This is a genomic window from Rhodobacter flavimaris, assembly GCF_021378075.1.
GTDB classification, from domain to species: Bacteria; Pseudomonadota; Alphaproteobacteria; order Rhodobacterales; family Rhodobacteraceae; genus Rhodobacter; species Rhodobacter flavimaris.
In genome coordinates, this window is sequence record NZ_JAJUOS010000005.1 from 171712 (window position 1) to 192718 (window position 21007).

At 65.6% G+C, this 21007-nt stretch carries 22 protein-coding genes and 1 tRNA gene; 14 read left to right on the forward strand and 9 right to left on the reverse strand.

Annotated elements, in window-relative coordinates:
* Positions 1-195 precede the first annotated feature (195 nt).
* The 5 genes from LZA78_RS08620 to LZA78_RS08640 all read left to right on the forward strand — a co-directional run bounded on the left by LZA78_RS08620 (position 196) and on the right by LZA78_RS08640 (position 5377).
* Positions 196-2532, forward strand: coding sequence for a TonB-dependent receptor (locus tag LZA78_RS08620; protein ID WP_233676525.1), 2337 nt, complete (start codon positions 196-198; stop codon positions 2530-2532).
* A 64-nt stretch (positions 2533-2596) separates the two neighbouring features.
* Complete coding sequence (locus LZA78_RS08625; RefSeq protein ID WP_233676526.1) at positions 2597-3280, forward strand: Fe2+-dependent dioxygenase; 684 nt, start codon at positions 2597-2599, stop codon at positions 3278-3280.
* Between the two features lies 1 nt (position 3281).
* On the forward strand, positions 3282-4106 hold the full coding sequence (exbB, locus tag LZA78_RS08630; RefSeq protein WP_233676527.1) for a tonB-system energizer ExbB: 825 nt from the start codon (positions 3282-3284) through the stop codon (positions 4104-4106).
* 3 nt (positions 4107-4109) lie between these two features.
* A complete protein-coding gene (gene exbD / locus LZA78_RS08635) occupies positions 4110-4562 on the forward strand; it encodes a TonB system transport protein ExbD (RefSeq protein WP_233676528.1) in 453 nt (150 codons plus the stop codon).
* Positions 4559-5377, forward strand: a complete 819-nt coding sequence (locus LZA78_RS08640) for an energy transducer TonB (protein WP_233676529.1) — start codon at positions 4559-4561, stop codon at positions 5375-5377. Before exbD ends, LZA78_RS08640 begins: the two co-directional genes overlap by 4 nt.
* Here LZA78_RS08640 and LZA78_RS08645 read toward each other — a convergent pair.
* Both LZA78_RS08645 and LZA78_RS08650 read right to left on the reverse strand, forming a co-directional pair.
* Complete coding sequence (locus LZA78_RS08645; protein WP_233676530.1) at positions 5370-6425, reverse strand: alpha-hydroxy acid oxidase; 1056 nt, start codon at positions 6423-6425, stop codon at positions 5370-5372. The genes LZA78_RS08640 and LZA78_RS08645 overlap by 8 nt on opposite strands.
* A gap of 123 nt (positions 6426-6548) precedes the next feature.
* On the reverse strand, positions 6549-7592 hold the full coding sequence (locus tag LZA78_RS08650) for a cytochrome-c peroxidase (protein WP_233676531.1): 1044 nt from the start codon (positions 7590-7592) through the stop codon (positions 6549-6551).
* 421 nt (positions 7593-8013) lie between these two features.
* On the opposite strand from LZA78_RS08650, the gene LZA78_RS08655 reads away from it, so the two are divergent.
* The 7 genes from LZA78_RS08655 to LZA78_RS08685 are packed head-to-tail and all read left to right on the forward strand — an operon-like array spanning position 8014 to position 13764.
* The gene (locus tag LZA78_RS08655) at positions 8014-8889 is read left to right on the forward strand and encodes a MurR/RpiR family transcriptional regulator (protein WP_255697338.1); all 876 of its coding nucleotides are present in this window, start codon (positions 8014-8016) and stop codon (positions 8887-8889) included.
* Positions 8890-8924: 35 nt separating this feature from the next.
* Positions 8925-9701, forward strand: a complete 777-nt coding sequence (locus tag LZA78_RS08660; protein ID WP_233676533.1) for an ABC transporter substrate-binding protein — start codon at positions 8925-8927, stop codon at positions 9699-9701.
* A gap of 30 nt (positions 9702-9731) precedes the next feature.
* Entirely contained in the window at positions 9732-10439 is a 708-nt protein-coding gene (locus LZA78_RS08665; RefSeq protein WP_233676534.1) for an ABC transporter permease, read from the forward strand.
* A 1-nt stretch (position 10440) separates the two neighbouring features.
* Positions 10441-11139, forward strand: a complete 699-nt coding sequence (locus LZA78_RS08670; protein WP_233676535.1) for an ABC transporter permease — start codon at positions 10441-10443, stop codon at positions 11137-11139.
* A gap of 11 nt (positions 11140-11150) precedes the next feature.
* A complete protein-coding gene (locus LZA78_RS08675; RefSeq protein WP_233676536.1) occupies positions 11151-11918 on the forward strand; it encodes an ABC transporter ATP-binding protein in 768 nt (255 codons plus the stop codon).
* 8 nt (positions 11919-11926) lie between these two features.
* Positions 11927-13054 (forward strand): o-succinylbenzoate synthase, encoded by a 1128-nt coding sequence (menC, locus tag LZA78_RS08680; protein WP_233676537.1) that lies wholly within the window; start codon positions 11927-11929, stop codon positions 13052-13054.
* Complete coding sequence (locus LZA78_RS08685) at positions 13051-13764, forward strand: GNAT family N-acetyltransferase (protein WP_233676538.1); 714 nt, start codon at positions 13051-13053, stop codon at positions 13762-13764. Before menC ends, LZA78_RS08685 begins: the two co-directional genes overlap by 4 nt.
* A 7-nt stretch (positions 13765-13771) precedes the next feature.
* Here LZA78_RS08685 and LZA78_RS08690 read toward each other — a convergent pair.
* The 6 genes from LZA78_RS08690 to LZA78_RS08715 form a co-directional block, all read right to left on the reverse strand.
* A tRNA-Leu gene (locus tag LZA78_RS08690) sits at positions 13772-13857 on the reverse strand.
* A gap of 43 nt (positions 13858-13900) precedes the next feature.
* Positions 13901-14677 (reverse strand): enoyl-CoA hydratase-related protein, encoded by a 777-nt coding sequence (locus LZA78_RS08695; protein ID WP_233676539.1) that lies wholly within the window; start codon positions 14675-14677, stop codon positions 13901-13903.
* 66 nt (positions 14678-14743) lie between these two features.
* Complete coding sequence (locus tag LZA78_RS08700; protein WP_233676540.1) at positions 14744-15205, reverse strand: cytochrome c-type biogenesis protein; 462 nt, start codon at positions 15203-15205, stop codon at positions 14744-14746.
* A gap of 3 nt (positions 15206-15208) precedes the next feature.
* Positions 15209-17167, reverse strand: coding sequence for a heme lyase CcmF/NrfE family subunit (locus LZA78_RS08705; protein ID WP_233676541.1), 1959 nt, complete (start codon positions 17165-17167; stop codon positions 15209-15211).
* A 119-nt stretch (positions 17168-17286) separates the two neighbouring features.
* Positions 17287-17751: an Lrp/AsnC family transcriptional regulator gene (locus LZA78_RS08710; protein ID WP_233676542.1), complete on the reverse strand. Its 465-nt coding sequence runs from the start codon at positions 17749-17751 to the stop codon at positions 17287-17289.
* 4 nt (positions 17752-17755) lie between these two features.
* Positions 17756-19039, reverse strand: coding sequence for a 4-aminobutyrate--2-oxoglutarate transaminase (locus tag LZA78_RS08715; protein WP_233676543.1), 1284 nt, complete (start codon positions 19037-19039; stop codon positions 17756-17758).
* 111 nt (positions 19040-19150) lie between these two features.
* Here LZA78_RS08715 and LZA78_RS08720 point away from each other — a divergent pair, with 111 nt between their 5' ends.
* Together LZA78_RS08720 and LZA78_RS08725 are read left to right on the forward strand one after the other, a co-directional pair.
* Positions 19151-19969, forward strand: coding sequence for a MerR family transcriptional regulator (locus LZA78_RS08720; RefSeq protein WP_233676544.1), 819 nt, complete (start codon positions 19151-19153; stop codon positions 19967-19969).
* Positions 19970-20045: 76 nt separating this feature from the next.
* Positions 20046-20450, forward strand: coding sequence for an META domain-containing protein (locus tag LZA78_RS08725; RefSeq protein WP_233676545.1), 405 nt, complete (start codon positions 20046-20048; stop codon positions 20448-20450).
* On the opposite strand, the gene LZA78_RS08730 is transcribed toward LZA78_RS08725, so the two are convergent.
* Positions 20431-20913 (reverse strand): Lrp/AsnC family transcriptional regulator, encoded by a 483-nt coding sequence (locus tag LZA78_RS08730; protein WP_233676546.1) that lies wholly within the window; start codon positions 20911-20913, stop codon positions 20431-20433. The two genes, LZA78_RS08725 and LZA78_RS08730, sit on opposite strands and share 20 nt — an antisense overlap.
* Between the last annotated feature and the right edge of the window lie 94 nt (positions 20914-21007).

A 21007-nucleotide genomic window follows, 5' to 3' on the forward strand; every position in this document is an offset into this window, starting at 1 on the left:
TCCGTGGTGGACAGCTTTGAAGGCGCGCGAACAGAAGGAGACTCGAACCGCCGGATCATACTTGACTGTTATTATCGGAATCATTTATCGCCGCCGTAAGGAAGCCAAGCCTCTTTGTCTTAGCCACCCATCCGAACAGGACAGACAAAGAGGAACGCAATGCGCAGCACCCAGTCCACGGCCTCCCTGAGGTCGGTGAATTTCACGTCGCGAGGGACGACCAACCGCAATCAGTCACTGGCATTGGCCACACTCGCGGCGCTTGGCTCGGCCAGCCCCGCGCTGGCTCAGGATACCACCCAGACCGGCGTCATCTTGCTGCCGGTGCTTGAGGTCGAGACGAGCGAACCCGCGCAGAAGCCAGCAACCGCCTCCGGCACGGCGACTGCGTCGGCAGCCACCACCACCGCAGCGCCGACCGAGGCCGAAGCCCCCGCCGCCGCGCCAAGCCCCGTTGCGGGCGCGGGCGGGCTTTCGCCCTATGCAGACCCGCAGGCTGGCTACAAGGCCGTCAGCTCGGGCAATTCGCTGCTGAACCAGCCACTCAGCCAGACAGCGCGCACGGTGAACGCGGTTACGGCGGAGGTTCTGGCCGACAAGAACGCCACCTCGATCCGCGAGCTTGCGCGCACCACCCCCGGTGTGACGCTTGGCACCGGCGAGGGCGGGAATGCCTTTGGCGACGTTCTTTACATCCGCGGCTTCAAGGCGACGAACGACACCTATATCGACGGGGTGCGCGATTCCGGCGCGGCGATCCGCGAGACCTTCCAGACCGAGCAGGTCGAGATCACCAAGGGCCCCTCGGGCTCGATCGCCGGGCGCGGCACCACGGGCGGTGCGGTCAACGTGATAACCAAGAAGCCGCAGGCCGACGATTTCACCGAGACCGAGACGACCGTGGGCACCGACGGGCTGCTGCGCCAGACCATCGACTGGAACAAGGTCTGGGATGAGCGGCTGAGCACGCGGGTCAACGCAATGGCACAGGTCGGCGATGTGCCCGGCCGCGACGGCGTCTATGACGACCGCCGGGGCCTGTCGGTTGCTGCCGAATACAAGGCCAGCGATGCGCTGACGCTTGAGTTGAGCGCCTATCACCTCGAGATGAACCAGCAATCGGACTGGGGTATTCCTTGGATCGACGGCGGCCCCGCGACCGAGACGGTCGGGCTGGACCGCGACACCTGGTATGGCATCGCCGATCGCGATTTCCAGGATGGCACGCAGGATATAGCGACCTTCGGGGCGAGCTATGCTTTCGACAACGGGCTGAAACTGTCGAACCGCACCCGGATCGGCCGCAGCACCATCGACTATATCGCCTCGGTGCCTTCGTCGTATGACAGCACGACGGGCACCGTCACCACCTCGATGAAGTCGAGCTACCAGGTCAACCGGATGCTCTCGAACACGACCGAGGGTGCGTTCAGCCTGGATACCGGCCCGATAAGCCATGACTTCGTGATCGGCTTCCAGGTGTCGCGCGAAGAGATCGAGCAGCAGGCCTATTCGGGGCTGGATTCCGAGGATTACGGCGGGCTGACCGGCACGACCTGCTCGGGCGTGGATCTTTACAACCCCGATACCTCGGCCTGCTGGGCCGCGGGCGCGGCGCTGCCGCTGTCGGGCAACCCGCGCACGACGACGGTCGATACGACCTCGCTCTACCTGACCGACACGTTCAAGCTTTCGGAGCAGTTGACCGCGAACCTCGGCGCACGGGTCGACGATTACGACATCACCCGCGAGGGTTCGGGCTACAGCTACGCCCGGCAGGACACGATGTTCAACTGGAACGCGGGCCTGACCTACAAGCTGAACGACCAGGGCATGGTCTATGCCTCGATCGCCACCTCGTCGAACCCGATGGGGCAGGAACTGGACGCAGGCGGCGGCAGCTACAACGGGCTCGACGAGGCAGGGCAATTGCTTGACCCCGAAGAGAACACCGCAATCGAGATCGGCACCAAGTGGGAGTGGGAACATCTTCTGTTCACCGCAGCGGCCTTCCAGACCACCAAGGACAATGCGCGCGAAACAACCGGGCGCGGTGCGGCGGCGGTCACGGCCGACAGCGGCAAGTACCGCATCCGCGGTGTCGAACTGGGCGTCGCCGGGAAGGTCGCCGAGCGGCTCTCGCTCTATGGCGGTGCGGTGCTGATGAATTCCGAGATCCTGGAAAGCGCCGACAGCAGCGCCATCGGCACCCGCCTGGCCAATACCGCGCATCAAAGCTTCAACCTGCTTGCGAAATACGCGCTGGACAATCGCTGGACGATTGGCGGTCAGGCGACCTGGCGCGGGCCGATGACGCTTGGCACCTTCGCCGAGAACGGCAACAAGCTGCCCGGCTATTGGCGCTTCGATGCGATGGCGGAATACGAGCTGACCCAGACGACCGTCCTGTCGGCGCGCATCGACAACCTGACAGACGAAACCTACTACGACGCGGCTTACCGCTCGGGGACGCCGTTTGTCTATGTCGCGCCCGGCCGGTCGGCCTCGATCTCTCTCAAGATGAAGTTCTGAGCTTCGGGCTTCGATGCCCCGGGCTGCCATCGGCTGCCCGGGGTCCGTTCACAGGAGTGGCACCATGCTGATAACCCTCGACGATATCCTCAGCCCGGCCGAGGTGGCCGATTTTCGCGCAATCCTTGAGCGGGCCGAATGGCAGGACGGCCGCGCCACCGCAGGCGCGCAATCGGCCGAGATCAAGCGCAATGCGCAGATCCCGCTCAACAGCCCGATCCTGCCCGGTCTGCAACAGAGACTGGTGCGCGCCTTGACCAGCCACCCGGTCTGGGTCTCGGCGGCGCTGCCCGCGCAGATCCTGCCGCCAATGTTCAACCGCTATGCTGGCGGGCAGACTTTCGGCGTTCATGTCGACAATGCCATCCGCGTCATCCCCGGCGAGGGCCGCCAGATCCGCACCGATGTCAGCTGCACGGTCTTTCTGTCCGAACCCGAGGAATACGACGGCGGCGAGCTGGTGATCGAGGGGCACTACGGCGCGCAGGCGGTGAAACTTCCTGCGGGCTCCGCGGTGATCTATCCCGCGACCTCGCTGCATCAGGTCACCCCCGTCACACGGGGCTGCCGCGTTGCCAGTTTCTTCTGGGTTCAGTCGATGATGCGCGATGCACAACGCCGCGAGATGCTCTTCGACCTCGACCAGTCCATCCAGTCCCTTGGGGAGCAACTCGGGGCGAATACGCCCGAGGTCGTGCGCCTGACCGGGATCTACCACAACCTGATCCGCCAATGGGCCGAGGTTTGACATGACCGTATCTTCCGCATCGAACGCAACGCTGATCGGCTGGGTTGACGCCGCCGGACTCGTCGAGCTGGCGGAGGCCCTGCGCGCCGCCGCCGAGACCGAGGCGCTTACACCGCTGGCCATGTTCATGGATGCCGACTGGGTCGTCAAATCGGTGATGCTTGGTCTGCTGCTCGCCTCGGTTCTCGCCTGGGCGATCTGGGGTGGAAAGCTTTTGCAGGTGCTACTCGCCTCCCGGCGGCTGCGGCGCGATTACGCGTCAGTGCTGCGGCATGGAAAGCTGGGCGCAGAGGTCGCGCGCACCGGCGCCGTCGGACGGATGCAGCAGGCGGCGATGAATGAGCGCACAGCCTCGACCGGCCTGGGCACGGCGGGCATCAAGGAGCGCACCGCCATCGACCTCGTGCGGATCGAGGCCGGGGCAGCGCGCGCCATGCAATCGGGCGTGACGGTGATCGGCTCGATCGGCTCGACCGCGCCCTTTGTGGGTCTTTTCGGCACCGTCTGGGGGATCATGAATGCCTTCGTGGGCATCGCCGAGTCCGGCACCACGAACCTGTCGGTCGTCGCCCCCGGCATCGCCGAGGCGCTTCTGGCCACGGCCATCGGGCTGGTCGCCGCGATCCCGGCCGTGCTGCTCTACAACCACCTGACGCGGGTCGTGGCTGGCTACCGGATCGCGCTGGCCGATGCCGCCGCGCTGGTCGAGCGCACATTGTCGCGCGATCTCGACCGCGATGGTATCGATGCGCCGGAGCAGAACGACATCGTTGCGCTGCGACTGCCACCCGAGGCGGATCTGCCCCGCCTTCAGGTTGCGGAGTAAGCCATGGCTGTGCGTCTGTCCGAGGCCGGGGACGATCTGGCCGCGCATTCCGAAATCAACATCACGCCGTTCATCGACGTGATGCTGGTGCTTCTGATCATCTTCATGGTCGCCGCCCCGCTCTCGACCGTCGATGTTCCGGTTGAGCTGCCCGTCGCAACAGCAGCCCCTGCCCCGCGCCCGACCGAGCCGGTGATCGTCACCGTGAACGAAGAGCTTGCCGTGATCGTCGGCGATCGCGAGGTCACGCTGGCCGAGCTACCGATGGAGCTTGATATCCTCACCACGCTCAACCGCGACACGCGGATCTACATCTCGGCCGATCGCGCCGTGCCCTATGGCGAGATGATGGCCGTGATGAACAAGATGCGCGGGGCGGGCTACCTCAAGATCGGGCTTGTCGGGCTGGAGGGCGAGGACGATGCCACACCCGCCCGCGCGGAGCGCCAGCCATGAGCCTCGTCTTCTCGCCCCGGCGCGGGCCTGCGCTGCTTTTGGGCGCGGGCCTCAGCCTGACCGCGCATCTGGCACTTGCCGGGATCTGGCTTGCGCAGCCGCAGCCGCTCAGCGATCCCGCGCTTGATCCGGGCCTGAAGGGGCGCGAGTTCATCGACCTCGCGCCGGTCGAAATGCTACTGGCCGCGCCCGAGACAGACCTGGCCGAAGGCGATCCGGCGCAAGACAGTCAGGCCGCCCTCGACAGCCCCGCCGAGCGCGAGCTGGCCAAGGCAACCGACGACCCGCTGCTGGCGCAGATCCCCATCGCGGTCGAAGACCCCGAGCTTCAGTTCCGCATCGCAAATCCGCTGGAGGACGATCAGTCGGACACCGACGCCAAGGAAACCCCGACCGAAGTTCAGCGCGAGCATGTCGAAACCCCGGCCGCGGCAAGTCAGGCCGCTGCTCCGCGACCAAGCGCCGGTCAGGATGCGCAATCGGGTGCGACCGATACCGAAATCGGTCTGAACGACGACGAGAAGGCACAGATCGCCGATTGGCAAAAAGACCTCGTGCTGGCGCTGGCGCGGGCCAAGACCTATCCGTCCGCCGCCCGCAAGGCGCGCGCCGAGGGTAAGGTGACCATCTCGTTCACGCTGGATCGCTACGGGCGCGTGCAGGCGCGTGCGGTTTCCGAAAGCTCGGGCTGGCCGGTGCTGGATCGCGCGGCGCTGGCTCTGATCGACGAGTTTGATCGCCTGCCCGCGCCGCCCGCCGCCATGGGCAGCGGCCCGTTCGAGATGCGCTTCCCGATCGCCTATGCCTTCAAGTGACCTCGGGGCGGTAAAGCCGCTCGGCGGTGATCTCGGCCAGTCTCTCGCACCCCATCAGGCCCATGGTCACGGCGAACTCGTCATGCAGGCGGCGCAGGCAGGTCGAAACGCCCTGCGCCCCGCCAAGCGCCAGCGCGTAGAAGACGGGCCGCCCGAGCAGCGCGGCATCGGCCCCTAGCGCCAGCGCGCGAAACAGATCCTCGCCCGAGCGGATGCCGCCATCGACAAGGATCAGCGCATGCGGGAAGGCCGCGCGGATCTGTGGCAGAACCTGCGCGGTAGCCGGCAGCCCCTCTAGCACGCGACCGCCATGGTTCGACACGATGACACCTGCGCAGCCAGCCTCCAGCGCGGCGCGCGCCGAGGCGGGCGACATCACGCCCTTGGCCAGAACGGGTAAGGCCACCTCGGCGCATAGCGTGGCCAGGTCGGCCCAGTCCGGCGCGGCGGCCATCGCACCAGCAATCGGGTTTTCGGCTTGCCGGCTCGCCTGCGCCGGCAGCGCATCCAGCATGACCGGCCGGACCCCGTCGGGCAGCGCAAACCCGGCGTCGATCTCGGCATTGCGGATCCCGTTGAGCGGGGCGTCCATCGTAACGACAAGCGCCTCGGCCCCGGCGGCGATCGCGGCTTCGACCAAGGCGCGTGTCGCGCGGCGGTCTGGCTGGAGGTAGAGCTGGAACCAGAACGGTCCCGCGGCGACCTGATCTGGCGGCAGCGATGTCTGGCATGACAGCACGAAGCCTGCACCTTGGGCCGCCGCGGCAAGCGCGGTGGCGCGTTCGCCATCAGGATGTGCCAGGAGCTGATAGGCCATCGGCGCGACCAGGCAGGGAAAGCGATACCGACGCCCGAACAGATCCAACCCGCAGTCGAGATCGCGCAACCGACGACCGAGCGCGGGATCCAGCAAGACACGTCCCCAGGCCTCGCGGTTGCGCCGGATCGCTGCGCCATGCCCCGCGCCACCGGAAACATAGGCATATGCCTGCGCCGAAAGGGTATCGCGGGCGTGGGGTTCGTAGTGATCCAGGGCCAGTCGGTGCATGAGTTACATTTTCAGAGCATTTCGCTCAACTAATGCATCAGCTGCGCCCGATTGGCAATGTATTGGCATACAGATGAAAACGGCCCCCGCAGGGGCCGTTTGAAGCAGAAATCGGGACCGGCCTTACATCGGCGCCGGTTTCGGTGTGTTGATCGTGCGTGCGGGCAGCGTCGGATGAACGACCTCGGGCTGTTCGCCGGTCAGCGTGCCAAGGAACGCCACGATATCGTCAATCTGGGCGTCCTCAAGCTCGGCGCCAAGCTGCGAATTCGCCATGATCGCCACGGCCTCCTTCAGATCCCAGACCTTGCCGGAATGAAAGTAGGGTGCGGTCAACGCGATGTTACGCAGCGGTGCCGCCCGGAAGACATATTCGTCATCAGCCGTTTCCGACACCGCGAAACGCCCTTTGTCGCCCTCGGGCAGAACCGCCGCGCCGGGTTTCTCAACCACGCCGAAGGGATAGTAATCCTGCCCGCCGACGTTGATCCCCGCATGACACGCGGCACAGCCGGTATCGACAAACAGCTGAAGCCCGTTCTTTTCCTGATCGGAAATCGCCCCGTCCTGGCCCATCAGGAACTGGTCAAAGCGCGAGTTCGGCGTAATCAGCGTGGCCTCGAAGGCCTCGATCGCCAGGGCGAAATTGTCGAAACTGATCGGGTCGCTCTCACCGGGGAAAGCCGCATCGAAACCCTCTACATAGCCCGGCATCGATTTGAGCGTGGCCACGACATTGTCGGGAGTGTTGTTCATCTCGACGCCGGCCTGCACGGGCCCCTTGGCCTGCGCCGCGAGGTCGGGCGCGCGGCCATCCCAGAACTGGGCGATGTTGAACACAGCATTGAGCATCGTGGGCGCATTGCGTGGCCCCGCCTGCCAGCCATGACCGACCGAGGTCTCCAGCCCGTCGACGCCGCCGATCCCGACGTTATGGCACGATTGGCACGAGAAAAGGCCCGAACGCGACATCCGCGGATCGAAGAAAAGCTTGGCCCCAAGATCGACACGGTCACGGCTGATGACGTTGTTTTCGAGCATCGGCGCCTGAAGCGGGATCGGCTCGAAATACTCCTTCGCCATGGAACGCAATGCCGCATCGTCGGCCTGCGCCCCTCCGGCTAGGATTAGCGTCGTAGCGAATGCGGGTGTCAGGATAGGTCTCATCGGTCTTTACCCTTTAATGACGTTCGCGCGCTCTCGATTTAGCTGGCCGTTTCGAAGACGACCTTGAGGCAGATCAAAATTTCTATAATTATTCTAATTATATAATATTCCCCTCTAATCCGGCGGATTTCTGTCTGGCGCCAATTGCAACATATCTCTGGCGTGCTCAGGGCGACGACACGGTGCATGCCTTCGCAAAGCGCCGATTCGGCGTCGGGCACGGCAACCGATCCACCTCGCCCCCCCTCAACCAGTGCCATCTTGCTGCGCTCAATCGCTTTTGAGACCTCGGTAAAAGGCGGATTCCGGAAGTAACGACAACATCGCACTTGCAAGTTTGGTGAAATGCTGCTTGCAATGTCAGAAAGCTGTCATATTCGCACCCGGAGTAAGCACCCTGACAACGCCCGACCATCAGCCGCTGCGCGCAAGGCTTGCCCAGGCCGCCGAGACGGGATCACCTTCAATGCGGGCGATTGCCAGCTTCATGCTTGCGCAGTTCTCGGACCTCCCGTTCGAGACCGCCGCGACCCTCGCCGCCAAGATCGAGGTGAGCGAGGTCAGCATCGGCCGGTTCTGCCGCGCGATCGGCTATGCCAACTTCAAGGACCTCAAGGATCACCTGAAGGACGACATCGGCGAGCAACCCTGGCTGATCAAGGATCGCCTTCAGGCGCTGCGCAGCACCTCGGGGCAGCGCGAAGAACGCCTGTCGCAGGGGCTTGAAGCCGAGATGGCCGGGCTGGTCGGCGTTTACGAGCTCGCGCGCACCCCCGAATGGCAGACCGCGGTCGAGCGGTTCACCAAGCGCCCGCGCGTGCTCGTGACCGGCTTCCAGACCGAGCGTGGGCTGGCCCAGTATTTCGCCAGCCAGATGCAATATGTGCGCCCCGGCGTGCAGATCGTGGATCTGTCGGCGGGGAACTTCGCCGAGGTGCTGGTCGAAGGCGCCGCGCCGCAGGACACCTGCCTCGCCATTTTCGAGGCCCGCCGCTATTCGCGTCAGGCGCTGGTTCTGGCGCGCGAAGCCAAGGCGCGCGGCATCGCCGTGACGATCTTCACCGACCGTTACTGCGCCTGGGGCGCGGATTACGCCGACGAGGTCTTCATGGTGGCGACCCAGTTCAACCAGTTCTGGGATTCGACCGCGCATCTGGCGCTGCTTGGCAACCTGATGATCAACGACATCTTCCTCGCGCGTGGCGAGGGGGCCGAAGCCCGGCTCAACGAAATCGCGCGGCTTTACGGCGCGTTCACAGGCCATGTCGGCAACCCGCTGACACCGGTCGCCCAATAACCAATCAAAACAGCCTCCAACAACAGGGAAACATGATGACTATTGCTTCGAAACTTCTGGCCTGCTCGCTCGCCTTCGCCACGCTCGCAGGCGGCGCCCAGGCCGAGACGCTGCGCCTTGGCACCGAGGGCGCCTACCCGCCCTTCAACTACGTCACCCCCGAAGGCAAGGTCGAAGGCTTTGACGTCGAGATCGGCCAGGAACTGTGCAAGCGCATCGGCGCCGAATGCGAGGTGGTCGCGCAGGATTGGGACGGCATCATCCCCGGCCTGCTTGCCAAGAAATACGACTTCATCATCGCCTCGATGTTCATTACCGAAGAGCGCAAGAAGCAGGTCTCCTTCACCGAGCCCTATTACATGGCGGCGATGACCCATGTCGTGCCGAAGGAATCGGAGATCACCGAATTCACCAATGACGCGCTCAAGGGCATGGTCGTGGGTGCTCAGGCGGGCACGACGCAGGCCGATTATGCCGTGCAGATGTATCCCGATGCGGATGTGCGCCTTTACCCGACGCAGGACGAGGCCAGCCTCGACATGGCTTCGGGCCGGCTTGACGTGATGGTGGGCGACATGCTGCCGCTGCTCGACTTCGTCGAGAAGACCGAAGACGGTGCCTGCTGCAAGCTGGCGGGCGAGCCGATCACCGATCCGGCCTTTGTCGGCGAGGGCGTGGGCATCGCGCTGCGTCAGGAAGACAACGACCTGCGCGAGCGTCTGAACAAGGCGCTTGAGGAAATCCGCGCCGACGGTACCTATCAGGCGATCAACGACAAGTACTTCACCATCGACATCTACACGATGAAGTAATCGGGCGCTCCCGGCGAGAGGCGGCATGTGATGATGGAGTTGTTCTCCTACGGCCCCCTCGGCTGGGGCGACGAGATCCTCGCGGGGCTTTGGGTGACGATGCGCCTTGCGCTGACCACCCTGCCCGTGGGGCTGCTGTTGGGGTTTGCGGTGGCGGCGCTGTCGCTGTCGCATATCCCGGCGCTGCGCGCGATCGGCGTGGGCTACACCACGCTGATGCGCGGCCTGCCCGAGATCCTGACGCTGTTCATCGTCTATAACGGTCTCGGCCTCGGGCTGAACCGGGTGATGGCCTGGATCGCGCCCGAAGCGGGCCCGGTCGATTTCCCGCCCTTCGCGGCCGGGGTGATCGCGCTGGCGCTGGTCTTCGCGGCCTTCGCGGCCGAGGTTCTGCGCGGCGCATTCCAGGCCGTGCCCGAGGGGCAGATCCTTGCGGGCCGTGCCATCGGCATGTCGGCGCGCAAGATCTTCTGGCGCATCAAGCTGCCGCTTCTGTGGCGCTACGCGCTGCCCGGCATGGGGAACCTGTGGCTCAACCTGCTCAAGGATACCGCACTCGTGTCAGTCATCGCGCTCGACGATCTGATGCGCGCGACCAAGGTGGCCGTGGGCGTGACCAAGCAACCCTTCACCTTCTACCTCGTGGCCTGCCTGATCTACTGGCTGATGTGCCTGCTGTCCGAACTGGTTCTGGCGCGGCTTGAGCGGCGCGCGAACCGTGGCCTGCGGAGGGCATGAGATGGCATTCCTCGACACATTGGCCACCAACCTGCCCAAGCTGCTCGACGGCACGGCGACCACGCTTGCGCTGACCGGCTTGGGGGCTGCCATCGCCGCCGCGGCCTCGCCGGGACTGGCGCTGCTGCGCGCCAACGGGCCGCTCCCCGCGCAGCTTGCGCTGCGGGCCTATATCTCCTTCGTGCGCGGCACGCCGCTTCTGGCGCAGCTGTTCCTCGTCTTCTACGGCTCGGGCCAGTTCCGCGCCGAATTGACGACGCTTGGGCTCTGGGGCTTTTTCCGCGACCCGTTCAACTGCGCCGTTCTGGTATTCGCGGTGAACTCCTGCGCCTATCAGACCGAGATCCTGCGCGGCGGCATTCAGGCCGTGCCCCTGGGCGAGGTCGAGGCCGCACGCGCCGTGGGCATGTCGCGCCCCACGATCCTGCGCCGGGTCGTATTCCCCCACGCCTATCGCATCGCCTGGCCCGCGCTTGGCAATGAGATCATCTTGCTGATGAAAGCCTCGGCGCTGGCCTCGATCGTGACCGTGTTCGACCTGATGGGCCGCACCCGGCAGATCTTCTCGCGCAGCTTCGAGTTCTCCGTCTATTTCCAGGCCGCGGTGCTCTACCTGATCATCACCGCCTGCTTCGTCTATCTGTGGCGCTTCGCCGAGCGCCGCCTGTCGCGCCACATGGCGGCCCCGGGCCGCGCGTAAGGAACCTGACAATGCAGCCTCAAACCCCGCAAGACCTGGTTGTTCACGCCCAGGACATCCGCAAGAGCTTCGGCACGCATGAGGTGCTTAAGGGCATCTCCCTGCAAGCGCGCAACCATGATGTGATCTCGATCCTCGGCGCCTCCGGCTCGGGCAAATCGACCTTCCTGCGCTGCCTGAACTTCCTTGAAATCCCCAGTTCGGGCAGCGTCGCGGTGCATGGCGAGACGATCGCCTTCAGCAACGGCCGCATCGGCGATCAGCGCCAGATCGAGCGGATGCGCCAGCACCTTGGCATGGTATTCCAGCAGTTCAACCTCTGGACCCACCGCACCGTTCTGGAGAACGTGATGGAGGGGCCGGTGCAGGTGAAGCAAAAGCCCAAGGCCGAGGCCCGCGATCAGGCCGAGGCCCTTCTGGCGCGCGTAGGCCTTGCAGAGCGGATGCACCACTACCCCTCGCAACTCTCGGGCGGGCAGCAGCAGCGCGTGGCGATTGCCCGGGCGCTGGCGATGGAACCCGACGCGATCCTGTTCGACGAGCCGACCTCGGCGCTCGACCCGGAACTGGTGGGCGAGGTGCTCAAGGTGATGCAGGATCTGGCCGCCGAAGGCCGCACCATGATCGTCGTCACCCATGAGATGGCCTTCGCGCGCGAGGTTTCGACCGAGGTGGTGTTCCTGCATCAGGGCCTCGTGGCCGAACAGGGCCCACCCGAAAAGCTGTTCAACAACCCCGAGAGCGAAGTCTTCGCCCGTTTCATCTCCAAAATCCGTTGAGAACCCAAATGACCGTTCCGTTTACCGGGCTCAAGATCGAGTCCACCGAGCTGCGCATTGTCAACCTGCCGCTGGTGACGCCCTTCAAGGTCTCGAACCAGACGCTGACCGACAAGACCTTCCCCGTGCTGATCCTGCGCGGCGAGGGCGTCGAGGGGTTCAGCGAGGGGGTGATGGACCCCTTCCCCGACTATCTCGAGGAAACCATCCCCGGCGCGCTAGGGTTTCTGCGCGACCTGATCTTGCCGCAGATCGTCGGCAAACGCTTTGGCAACCCGGCCGAGCTGGCGGCGCTGCTGGCGCCCTGGCGCGGCCACCGCATGAGCAAGGCTTTGGTTGAGATGGCCTTCTGGGATCTCTGGACCAAATCGCTCGGCCTGCCGCTGAAGTCGGCTCTTGGAGGCGTGCGCGATGCGGTTCCGGTGGGCGTCTCGCTTGGCATCACCGCGATCGACACCACAGTTGAGCGCGTGGCCGAGGCCGTCGAGGCGGGCTACAAGCGCATCAAGCTCAAGGTCGCGCAGGGGCATGATCTGGCACTGCTCAAAGCGGTGCGGCGCGCCTATCCGGACGTCAAGCTGACCGTCGATGCCAATACCGCCTACGGGCTGGCCGATCTGGCCACGCTGCGCGCGATGGATGCCTTCAACCTCGATTACATCGAACAGCCGCTGGCCGTGGACGACATTCACGACCATGCGCTGGTGCAGCGCGAGATCGCCACCGCGCTCTGCCTTGACGAGTCGATCCGCACCCCCGCCGATTGCCGCAAGGCGCTGGCGGCGGGCGCGGCACGCGTCATCAACATCAAGGTCGGGCGCGTCGGTGGCTATGCGGCAGCGCGCGCGATCCACGATGTGTCGGAGGCTTTCGGCGCGCCGGTCTGGTGCGGCGGCATGCTGGAGAGCGGGATCGGGCGCGCGCATAACATCCACCTCGCGACGCTGCCCAACTTCACCAAGCCGGGCGATACCTCCTCGGCCAGCCGCTATTTCCACCGCGATATCATCAACGAACCGCTCGAGGCCGCGGATGGCCTGATGCCGGTTCCGGGCAACGGGCCGGGCGTCGGCGTGACGCTCGACCGTCCCTTCCTTGAAACCGTCACCCGGATGACCGAGGAGTTCCGCGCATGAGCGCCGAGGTCACGCTGCGCGAGCTGAACGGGCTGGACGAACTCGCCCGGGCCGAGCGTTTTCAGGTCGAGGTCTGGGGCGAGGGCGAACGCCCCGACAACTCGGACATCATGCTGTCGCTGCAACACGAAGGCGCGCTGTTGGCAGGCGCCTTCGCGGGTGATCGGATGCTTGCCTTCCTGTTCGGCTTTCCAACGGCGACAGCGGGCCTGCAGCACTCGCACCGGCTGGCGGTGTCGCCAGAGGCGCGCGGGCTGGGGCTTGGTGCGCGAATGAAATGGTTCCAGCGCGACTGTTGTCTTGCGCGCGGGATCACTCGGGTGCGTTGGACCTACGATCCGCTACGCGCGATCAATGCCGGGTTGAATATCGGCGTGCTCGGGGCCACCGCGTCGGAGTATTTCGTCGATTATTACGGGGCGATGCCGGGCATCAACGCGGGACTGCCGTCCGACCGGATCATGGCGCATTGGCAGCTTGATGCGCCCGAGGTCGTGGCGCGCGCCGAAGGCCGGGTCCCTACCCCGCCCACCGATCTTAAGCCCGTGGCGATCCCGCGCGATATCGACGCCTTGATGGCCGCCGACCCGCAGGCAGCCCTTGCCGCGCGGCTGCGGCTGCGGGGCGCGCTCCAGCCCGCATTCGCTGCCGGGCAGGCTATTGTTGGCTTCGACCGCGCAACGGCGAGCTATCTGCTTGGACCACGCTGATCGGGGATGGTGCGGGCGGCCGGACTCGAACCGGCACGGGCTTGCGCCCAAGGGAGTTTAAGTCCCATGCGTCTACCATTTCGCCACGCCCGCACGGGTTCTGGCTAACCCGCGGCACGGACGGGGGCAAGCCCCGTCAGCGGCCCTCGAAGACCGGGGGGCGTTTTTGCAGGAAGGCGGTCACGCCCTCGTGGAAGTCGCGGCTTTGGCCCAGCTGGCCCTGCAACTCGGCCTCAAGCGAAAGCTGCGCGGGCAGGTCATTGCCATAGCCCTCGCGCAAGGCGCGCTTGATCGCGCCATAGGCGGCGGTCGGGCCCTTGGCCAGATGCGCGGCCCGCGCGCGCCAATGCGCGGCGAACGCGGCATCGGGCACCGATTCCCAGATCATGCCCCATTGCGCGGCCTGATCGGCCGAGACCTTGTCGGCGAACAGTGCCGCCCCCATGGCCCGCGCGAAGCCCACCTGACGCGGCAGCCAGTAGGTGCCGCCCGCATCGGGCATCAGGCCAATCCGCGTGAAGGCTTGCAGGAAGGCCGCCGATTGCGCGGCGATCACCACATCCGCCGCCAGCGCAAGGTTCGCCCCCGCCCCCGCCGCCGCGCCATTCACCGCCGAGATCACCGGCAGCGGGCAATCATAGATCGCCATCAGCATCGGCTCGTATTCCTCGCGCAGCACCTTTTGCAGATCGAACGCGCCCGAGGCTGCGCCATCCGCCAGATCCTGCCCCGAGCAGAAGGCTCGCCCCTCCCCCGTCAGCACGACAACACGCGCCTCGGTCGCGGCGCGGCGCAGCGCGTCGAGGATCTCGGCGCGCATCGCGGTGTTGAGGGCATTCATCACCTCGGGGCGGTTGAGCGTGATTACCGCCATACCCTCGGTCAGTTCGTATCGGATTGCCTCGTAGCCCATGCGCGTCCTCCCTCGCCTTTGCGCCACATTAGCGGCGTGGCGCGGCGGGGGAAGCGGAACACTGCGTCACTTGCCAGGTTCGTCCTGCATCAGCTCTTTCAGGCGCGCCTCTTCCTCGGCCGAAAGCCCGGTGCCGGGGCCATCCTCGCGGCGACGACCGCGCAGGTAGACGAAGGCGCCGCCCATCGCGACCAGCAGCGCCACCGGTCCGAGGTAATAGAGGATCAGGTTCGCGCCGGTCTTCTCCGGCTCGAACAGGACATATTCGCCGTAACGGTCGGTGATGTAGTCGAGCACCTCACTGTCGGTGTCCCCCGCTAGCAGGCGTTCGCGCACCAGCAAGCGCAGATCGCGCGAAACCTCGGCGTTCGATTCGTCGATATTCTCGCCCTGACAGACCGGGCAACGCAGCACCTGACTGATCTGGCGCGCGCGGGCCTCCATCGCGGGATCGGGCAGCACCTCGTCGGGCTGGACGGCGAAAGCGGGGCTGGCCAGCAGAAGGCAAAGGGCAAGACGTTTGAGCATGGCTTACTCCGCGGGAACGGCGTTGGAAGAGGTGCGGCGCGCGCCGGCGGCCACGCGGTAGCGCCGGTCGGTCAGGCTGAGCAGACCGCCGAAGGCCATCATCAGGCAGCCCGCCCAGATCCAGTTGGCGAAAGGCTTGATATAGGTGCGCACGGCCCATCCGCCGTTGGCCTGCTTGTCACCGATCACCAGATAGATGTCACGCAGGAAGCCGTTGTCGATATCGGCCTCGGTCGTCGGCATCGCCTGCACCGGATAGGCGCGTTTTTCGGGATGCAGAACGGTGACCAGCTTGCCGTCACGCTCGACGTTCAGGGTAGCGGTGGTCGAGACATAGTTCGGCCCGTCGAATTGGTGCACTTCTTCGAGCGTGATCGCGTAACCCGCGACCTCGAAGGGTTCGCCGATCTGGGCCACGCGAATATCCTCGACCTGACCGGCCATCAGCAGGCCGATGCCGGCAAAGACGATCCCCAGACCCGAGTGCGCCGTGCATTTGCCCCAGTCGGCGCGTGGCAGACGCAGGATGCGCGCAGGCGTGCGGCCCGCTCGTTGCCAGATCTCGGCCAGCGAGCCGAAAACCAGCCACGCCCCGAGACCGGAGGACACAAGCGCCAGAAGCGAGCGCCCGGTCTCCAGCGTCCAGGCAAACCCTGCGCAGACCAGTGCCAGCACCAGTGCCGGGGCCAGCGGGCGCACCAGCTTGCCCAGCTTGGCACGCTTCCACGGCATCATCGCACCAATGGGCAGCAGGATCGCCAGGATGATCATGAAGGGGGTGAAGGCTTTCTCGAAGAACGGCGCGCCGACCGAGAGTTTGCGGCCCCAGGCCATCTCGGCCACCAGCGGCCAGACGGTGCCCACGAAGACGACCAGCGCCGAAACCGCCAGCAGGATGTTGTTAATCACCAGCGCGGTTTCCCGCGAGACCATCGAGAAGACGCCCTTGGCCTGCATCGCGCCCGCGCGGCCCGCATAAAGCGTCAGCGCGCCGCCGACGAAGAAGGCCAGGATGGCGAGGATGAAAATCCCCCGCTCGGGGTCATTGGCGAAGCTATGCACCGAGGTGATGACGCCCGAACGCACGATGAACGTGCCGATCAACGAGAAACCGAAGGCCATGATCGCCAGCAGGATCGTCCAGCTTTTCAGCGCCTCGCGCTTTTCCACGACGATGGCCGAGTGCAGCAGCGCCGCCGCCAAGAGCCAGGGCATGAACGAGGCATTCTCGACCGGGTCCCAGAACCAGAAACCGCCCCAGCCAAGCTCGTAATAGGCCCACCACGAGCCAAGGGCGATGCCGATGGTCAGAAAGATCCAGGCCGCAAGCGTCCAGGGCCGCACCCAACGCGCCCAGGCGGCGTCCACGCGGCCCTCGATCAGCGCGGCCACGGCGAAGGAGAAGGCCATCGAAAGCCCCACATAGCCGAGATAGAGGAACGGCGGGTGGAAGGCGAGGCCGGGGTCTTGCAGCAGCGGGTTGAGGTCTTGCCCGTTGAAGGGCGGCTCGGCCAGACGGGTGAAGGGATTCGAGGTAAACAGGATGAAGCCAAGGAAGGCCGCCCCGATCCAGGCCTGCACCGCAAGCACCCGTGCCTTGAGACGCGGCGGAAGGGCCGCGCCAAACCAGGCGGCGGCCGCGCCGAACAGAGCAAGGATCAGCACCCACAGAAGCATCGAGCCCTCGTGGTTCCCCCAGACGCCCGACACCTTGTAAAGCATCGGCTTGTCGGTATGCGAGTTCGCATAGACAAGCTGCAGAGAGAAGTCCGAGGTGACAAAGGCATAGGTCAGCGCGCCAAAGGACAGCGCGATCAGCAGAAACTGCGCGGAGGCCGCGGGCTCGGCCACGGCCATCCAGCCCGACCAGTTCTTGTGCGCGCCGATCAGCGGCACCAGCGCCTGCACGATGGCCACGCAAAACGCAAGGATAAGGGCGAAGTGGCCTAGCTCTGCAATCATGATGTCCTCCTGTTCGCGGGCGCGATCATAGAGGCCGAACGTCTCCGGGCCAAGGAGGATGCGCGCGATTGTCGCGCCCCACACGTCATGGTGAGGCGGGCGGGGTCATCCCCGCCCGTTCAGAGCCGCGCCGAGGGCTTGCGCGAGGACAGCTGCAAATTGGTTTCGCTGCGCAGCACGCCCTCGAAGCGCCGGATCGCCAGCAGGGTTTCGTCCAGATCCGGCAGGCTGCGCGCGCCGATCTCGACGATCAGATCCCACTGACCGTTGGTTGTATGCACGGCCTGCACCTGAGGCAGGCCAAGCAAACGCTGCACGATCCGCTCGGTTCCACGACCGTCGATCGACAGCATCATCAGACCGCGCACGGGCGCCGCAGCGACGTCCGAACGCGTGAGAACGGTGAAGCCCGAGATTTCCCCCTTGGCCACCAGCCGCTCGATCCGGGCGCGCACCGTGGCGCGCGAGAGGCCGAGCTGCCCTGCGAGGTCCGAAACCGCGGCCCGGCCGTCGCGCCGAAGCGCGGCGATCAGCCGTTGATCGGTTTCGTCCAGTCGTTCGACGCGCGGCCCCTCTCCCCACATGGCCTTAGCCTTTCGCCGCGAGGATCGAGGCTTCGAGGACATCGAGCGCCTCGTCGAAGATCGCATCCGGGATGGTCAGCGGCGCGAGGAAGCGGATCACGTTGCCATAGACGCCGCAGGTCAGCAGGATCAGGCCACGCTTGAGAGCCTCTTCGCGGATGCGGTTGGTCATCTCGGGGTTCGGCGTGTCGGTGCCGGCCACGTTGAACTCGACCGCGTTCATGAAGCCCGGGCCGCGGATATCGACGATCTCCGGAACCTGGTCGCGCATACCGGCCAGACGCTGCTTGAGGCGGCCGCCCAGACGTTCGGCACGAGCGCAGAGGTCTTCTTCCTCGATCACGTCGAGCACGGCATGGGCCGCCGCGATGCCAAGCGGGTTACCAGCATAGGTGCCGCCCAAGCCGCCCGGGTTCGGGCTGTCCATGATGTCGGCGCGGCCGGTGACGGCCGAGATCGGCAGACCGCCGCCCAGACCCTTGGCCATGGTGGTGATGTCGGCGGCAACGCCGTGATGCTCCATCGCGAAGAGCTTGCCGGTGCGGGCAAAGCCGGTCTGGACCTCGTCGGCGATCAGCACGATGCCGTTGGTGTCGCAGATCTCGCGCAGGCGCTTCATGAAGCCTTCCGGCACCGGGTAGAAACCACCCTCGCCCTGAACCGGCTCGACGATGATCGCGGCAACGCGCGCGGGTTCGATATCGGCCTTGAACAGACGCTCGAGCGCGCCGATCGCCTCATCGCCCGAGACGCCATGCAGCGGGTTCGGGAAGGGCAGGTGCCACACGTCGTTCATCATCGGGCCGAAACCGGCCTTGTAGGGCTGGACCTTGCCGGTCAGCGTCATGCCCATGAAGGTACGGCCATGGAAGCCGCCCGCAAAGGCGACAACGCCGGCGCGGCCGGTGTAGTGGCGGGCGATCTTGATGGCGTTCTCAACGGCTTCGGCGCCGGTGGTCGCGAAGATGGTCTTCTTGGCGAAGTCGCCCGGAACCTTGGCGTTCAGGCGCTCGGCCAGGGCCACGTAGTTCTCATAGGGCACGACCTGGTGGCAGGTGTGGGTGAACGCATCGAGCTGCTTCTTGACCGCTTCGATCACCTTGGGGTGACGGTGGCCGGTGTTCACCACGGCAATACCGGCGGCGAAGTCGATATAGCGCGTGCCGTTCTTGTCCCACAGCTCCGCGTTCTCGGCACGCTCGGCATAGATCTGGGTGGTCATGCCGACGCCCTTGGCGATGGCGGCGTTCTTGCGGGCGGAAAGTTCCGGCGAGGTTTGCACAGTCATGAGTAGGCTCCGATTCGAGATGCCTCAACATCGCACTTTGCATTTTTTCTGCAAGAAATTTTTTGACCTCTTTCGTGACCCGCTGCATATTGCCGGTGTAAGGCTTGGAAAATGACCGACTCGACTGCCCAGATCCCTGATGAACCCCTGTTTCGCGTGACCGAAGCTGCGCGCGCCGTGGGCGTTGCACCCTCGACCCTGCGCCTGTGGGAGACGCAGGGCCTTGTCGCGCCGACGCGCCGGGCCTCGGGGCAGCGGCTTTACTCGGCCGCGGATGTGGCGCGGTTGCAGCGCATCACCTTCCTGCGCCGGGAAAGCGGGCTGAACCCGGCAGCGATCCGTGCCGCGCTTGAGGCCGAGGGCAGCGCGCCCCCCGCCCCCGAGATCCTGAACGAAAAGCTGGGCGCCTCGCTGCGCCATCTGCGCCAGGTGCGCGGCGAAAAGCTTGACGATGTCGCGCAGAAGATGGGCGTTTCCGCCTCGGCGCTTTCGACGCTGGAGCGCACCGGCGCGGGGGTCAGCTTCAAGACGCTCGCGGATCTCGCGCGCTATTACGGCACAACCGTCTCGCGGCTTTCCGATCAGGACGAGCCCGGTGGCGCGGTGGTGCGAGCGGGCGCCGCGCGGCTCTGGCCGATGCCGGTCGAGGGCGTGCGCGTCGAGGTCCTGGCCGAGGGCCGCCGACAAATGGACTGTCACCGCTTCATCCTCTCGCCCGGCGCGACGTCGCAGGGTGGCTATGACCACGAGGGCGAGGAATTCATCACCGTGATCGACGGGCGCTTCCGCATCACCCTCGATGGCGAAGAGGTGCATGAGCTTGGCCCCGGCGACTCGATCTATTTCGAAAGCCGCCGCCCGCACGCCTGGGCCAACGCGGCCGATGGCCAGACGGTTGTCATCTGGGTCAACACCCCGCCGACGTTCTGAGCACGCTTGCGTGAGCCGCCTTGCGGGCCCCGGCACGCGCGGTCATGCTTGGCCCCGCCCCACGAAAGGAAGCCCGATGCGCCTTGCCCTGATCGCCCTTGCCGCCCTGTCGATGACTGCCTGCCGCGAGGACGCCACGACCGACGCGTTGGCCGCCCTGCCCATCGGCGCCGAATGGCAGGTGCGCGAGATCGCCGGGCAGCCTGTCGCGCCAGAGGTTAGCGTCACCCTCACCCGCAGCGAGGAAAACACGATCACCGGAAGTTCCGGCTGCAACCGCTACAACGGCCGCGTCGAGACGCGCGATGGCAAGCTGCATATCGGCGCGCTGGCCGGTACCCGCATGGCCTGCCCGCCCGAACAGATGCAGGCAGAACAGGCATTCCATTCCACCATCGGCCGGGTCGATCAGGCGCGGCTGAACGGCACTACGCTGGAACTGCTGACCGGCGAAACCGTCGTCATACTGGCGGAGAAATAACGCCCCCGGCCTCCTGCACGGCCTCCATCGCGACATAGGTCGAGGTCGCCGCGACATGCGGCAGGGCCGAGATCTTCTCGCCCATCACCCGGCGATAGTCCGAGATGTCGCGCGTGCGCACCTTGAGCAGGTAATCGAACCCGCCCGCGACCATGTAGCATTCCTCAATCTCGGGCAGGGCGCGGACGGCGCGGTTGAAGGCGCGCAGCGCGGCCTCGCGCGTGTCGCTCAGGCGCACCTCGACGAAGGCCACATGCGCAAGCCCCATTCGGATCGGGCTGAGCACCGCGCGGTAGCCTGAAATCACCCCGCTTTCCTCCAGCCGCTTCACCCGCGCCTGCACCGGCGACTTGGTCAGCCCGACGCGGCGTGCAAGCTCGGTCATGCTCAACCGCCCCTCTTCGACAAGGGCCGCCAGAATCTTGCGGTCGTAACCGTCCAGATCGGGCAGGTCGTTTGGCATGCATTTCACCTCAAGATCAGTCGTTTCGCCTGCGGTTTCGCCATCATCGGTCAAATCGCCCGGCGCATTCCCTGTATTCTGGGACAAAGCAAAT

What these genes read in the sequence shown, in the direction of transcription:
- exbD (WP_233676528.1), top strand. Translation starts at nt 4,110, where the DNA reads ATGGCTGTGCGTCTGTCCGAGGCCGGGGACGATCTGGCCGCGCATTCC.
- LZA78_RS08700 (WP_233676540.1), bottom strand. Translation starts at nt 15,205, where the DNA reads ATGCTCAAACGTCTTGCCCTTTGCCTTCTGCTGGCCAGCCCCGCTTTC.
- LZA78_RS08710 (WP_233676542.1), bottom strand. Translation starts at nt 17,751, where the DNA reads ATGTGGGGAGAGGGGCCGCGCGTCGAACGACTGGACGAAACCGATCAA.
- LZA78_RS08670 (WP_233676535.1), top strand. Translation starts at nt 10,441, where the DNA reads ATGGCATTCCTCGACACATTGGCCACCAACCTGCCCAAGCTGCTCGAC.
- LZA78_RS08660 (WP_233676533.1), top strand. Translation starts at nt 8,925, where the DNA reads ATGACTATTGCTTCGAAACTTCTGGCCTGCTCGCTCGCCTTCGCCACG.
- LZA78_RS08625 (WP_233676526.1), top strand. Translation starts at nt 2,597, where the DNA reads ATGCTGATAACCCTCGACGATATCCTCAGCCCGGCCGAGGTGGCCGAT.
- LZA78_RS08725 (WP_233676545.1), top strand. Translation starts at nt 20,046, where the DNA reads ATGCGCCTTGCCCTGATCGCCCTTGCCGCCCTGTCGATGACTGCCTGC.
- LZA78_RS08650 (WP_233676531.1), bottom strand. Translation starts at nt 7,592, where the DNA reads ATGAGACCTATCCTGACACCCGCATTCGCTACGACGCTAATCCTAGCC.
- LZA78_RS08675 (WP_233676536.1), top strand. Translation starts at nt 11,151, where the DNA reads ATGCAGCCTCAAACCCCGCAAGACCTGGTTGTTCACGCCCAGGACATC.
- LZA78_RS08730 (WP_233676546.1), bottom strand. Translation starts at nt 20,913, where the DNA reads ATGCCAAACGACCTGCCCGATCTGGACGGTTACGACCGCAAGATTCTG.
- menC (WP_233676537.1), top strand. Translation starts at nt 11,927, where the DNA reads ATGACCGTTCCGTTTACCGGGCTCAAGATCGAGTCCACCGAGCTGCGC.
- LZA78_RS08685 (WP_233676538.1), top strand. Translation starts at nt 13,051, where the DNA reads ATGAGCGCCGAGGTCACGCTGCGCGAGCTGAACGGGCTGGACGAACTC.
- LZA78_RS08720 (WP_233676544.1), top strand. Translation starts at nt 19,151, where the DNA reads ATGACCGACTCGACTGCCCAGATCCCTGATGAACCCCTGTTTCGCGTG.
- LZA78_RS08645 (WP_233676530.1), bottom strand. Translation starts at nt 6,425, where the DNA reads ATGCACCGACTGGCCCTGGATCACTACGAACCCCACGCCCGCGATACC.
- LZA78_RS08665 (WP_233676534.1), top strand. Translation starts at nt 9,732, where the DNA reads ATGATGGAGTTGTTCTCCTACGGCCCCCTCGGCTGGGGCGACGAGATC.
- LZA78_RS08695 (WP_233676539.1), bottom strand. Translation starts at nt 14,677, where the DNA reads ATGGGCTACGAGGCAATCCGATACGAACTGACCGAGGGTATGGCGGTA.
- LZA78_RS08640 (WP_233676529.1), top strand. Translation starts at nt 4,559, where the DNA reads ATGAGCCTCGTCTTCTCGCCCCGGCGCGGGCCTGCGCTGCTTTTGGGC.
- LZA78_RS08715 (WP_233676543.1), bottom strand. Translation starts at nt 19,039, where the DNA reads ATGACTGTGCAAACCTCGCCGGAACTTTCCGCCCGCAAGAACGCCGCC.
- exbB (WP_233676527.1), top strand. Translation starts at nt 3,282, where the DNA reads ATGACCGTATCTTCCGCATCGAACGCAACGCTGATCGGCTGGGTTGAC.
- LZA78_RS08705 (WP_233676541.1), bottom strand. Translation starts at nt 17,167, where the DNA reads ATGATTGCAGAGCTAGGCCACTTCGCCCTTATCCTTGCGTTTTGCGTG.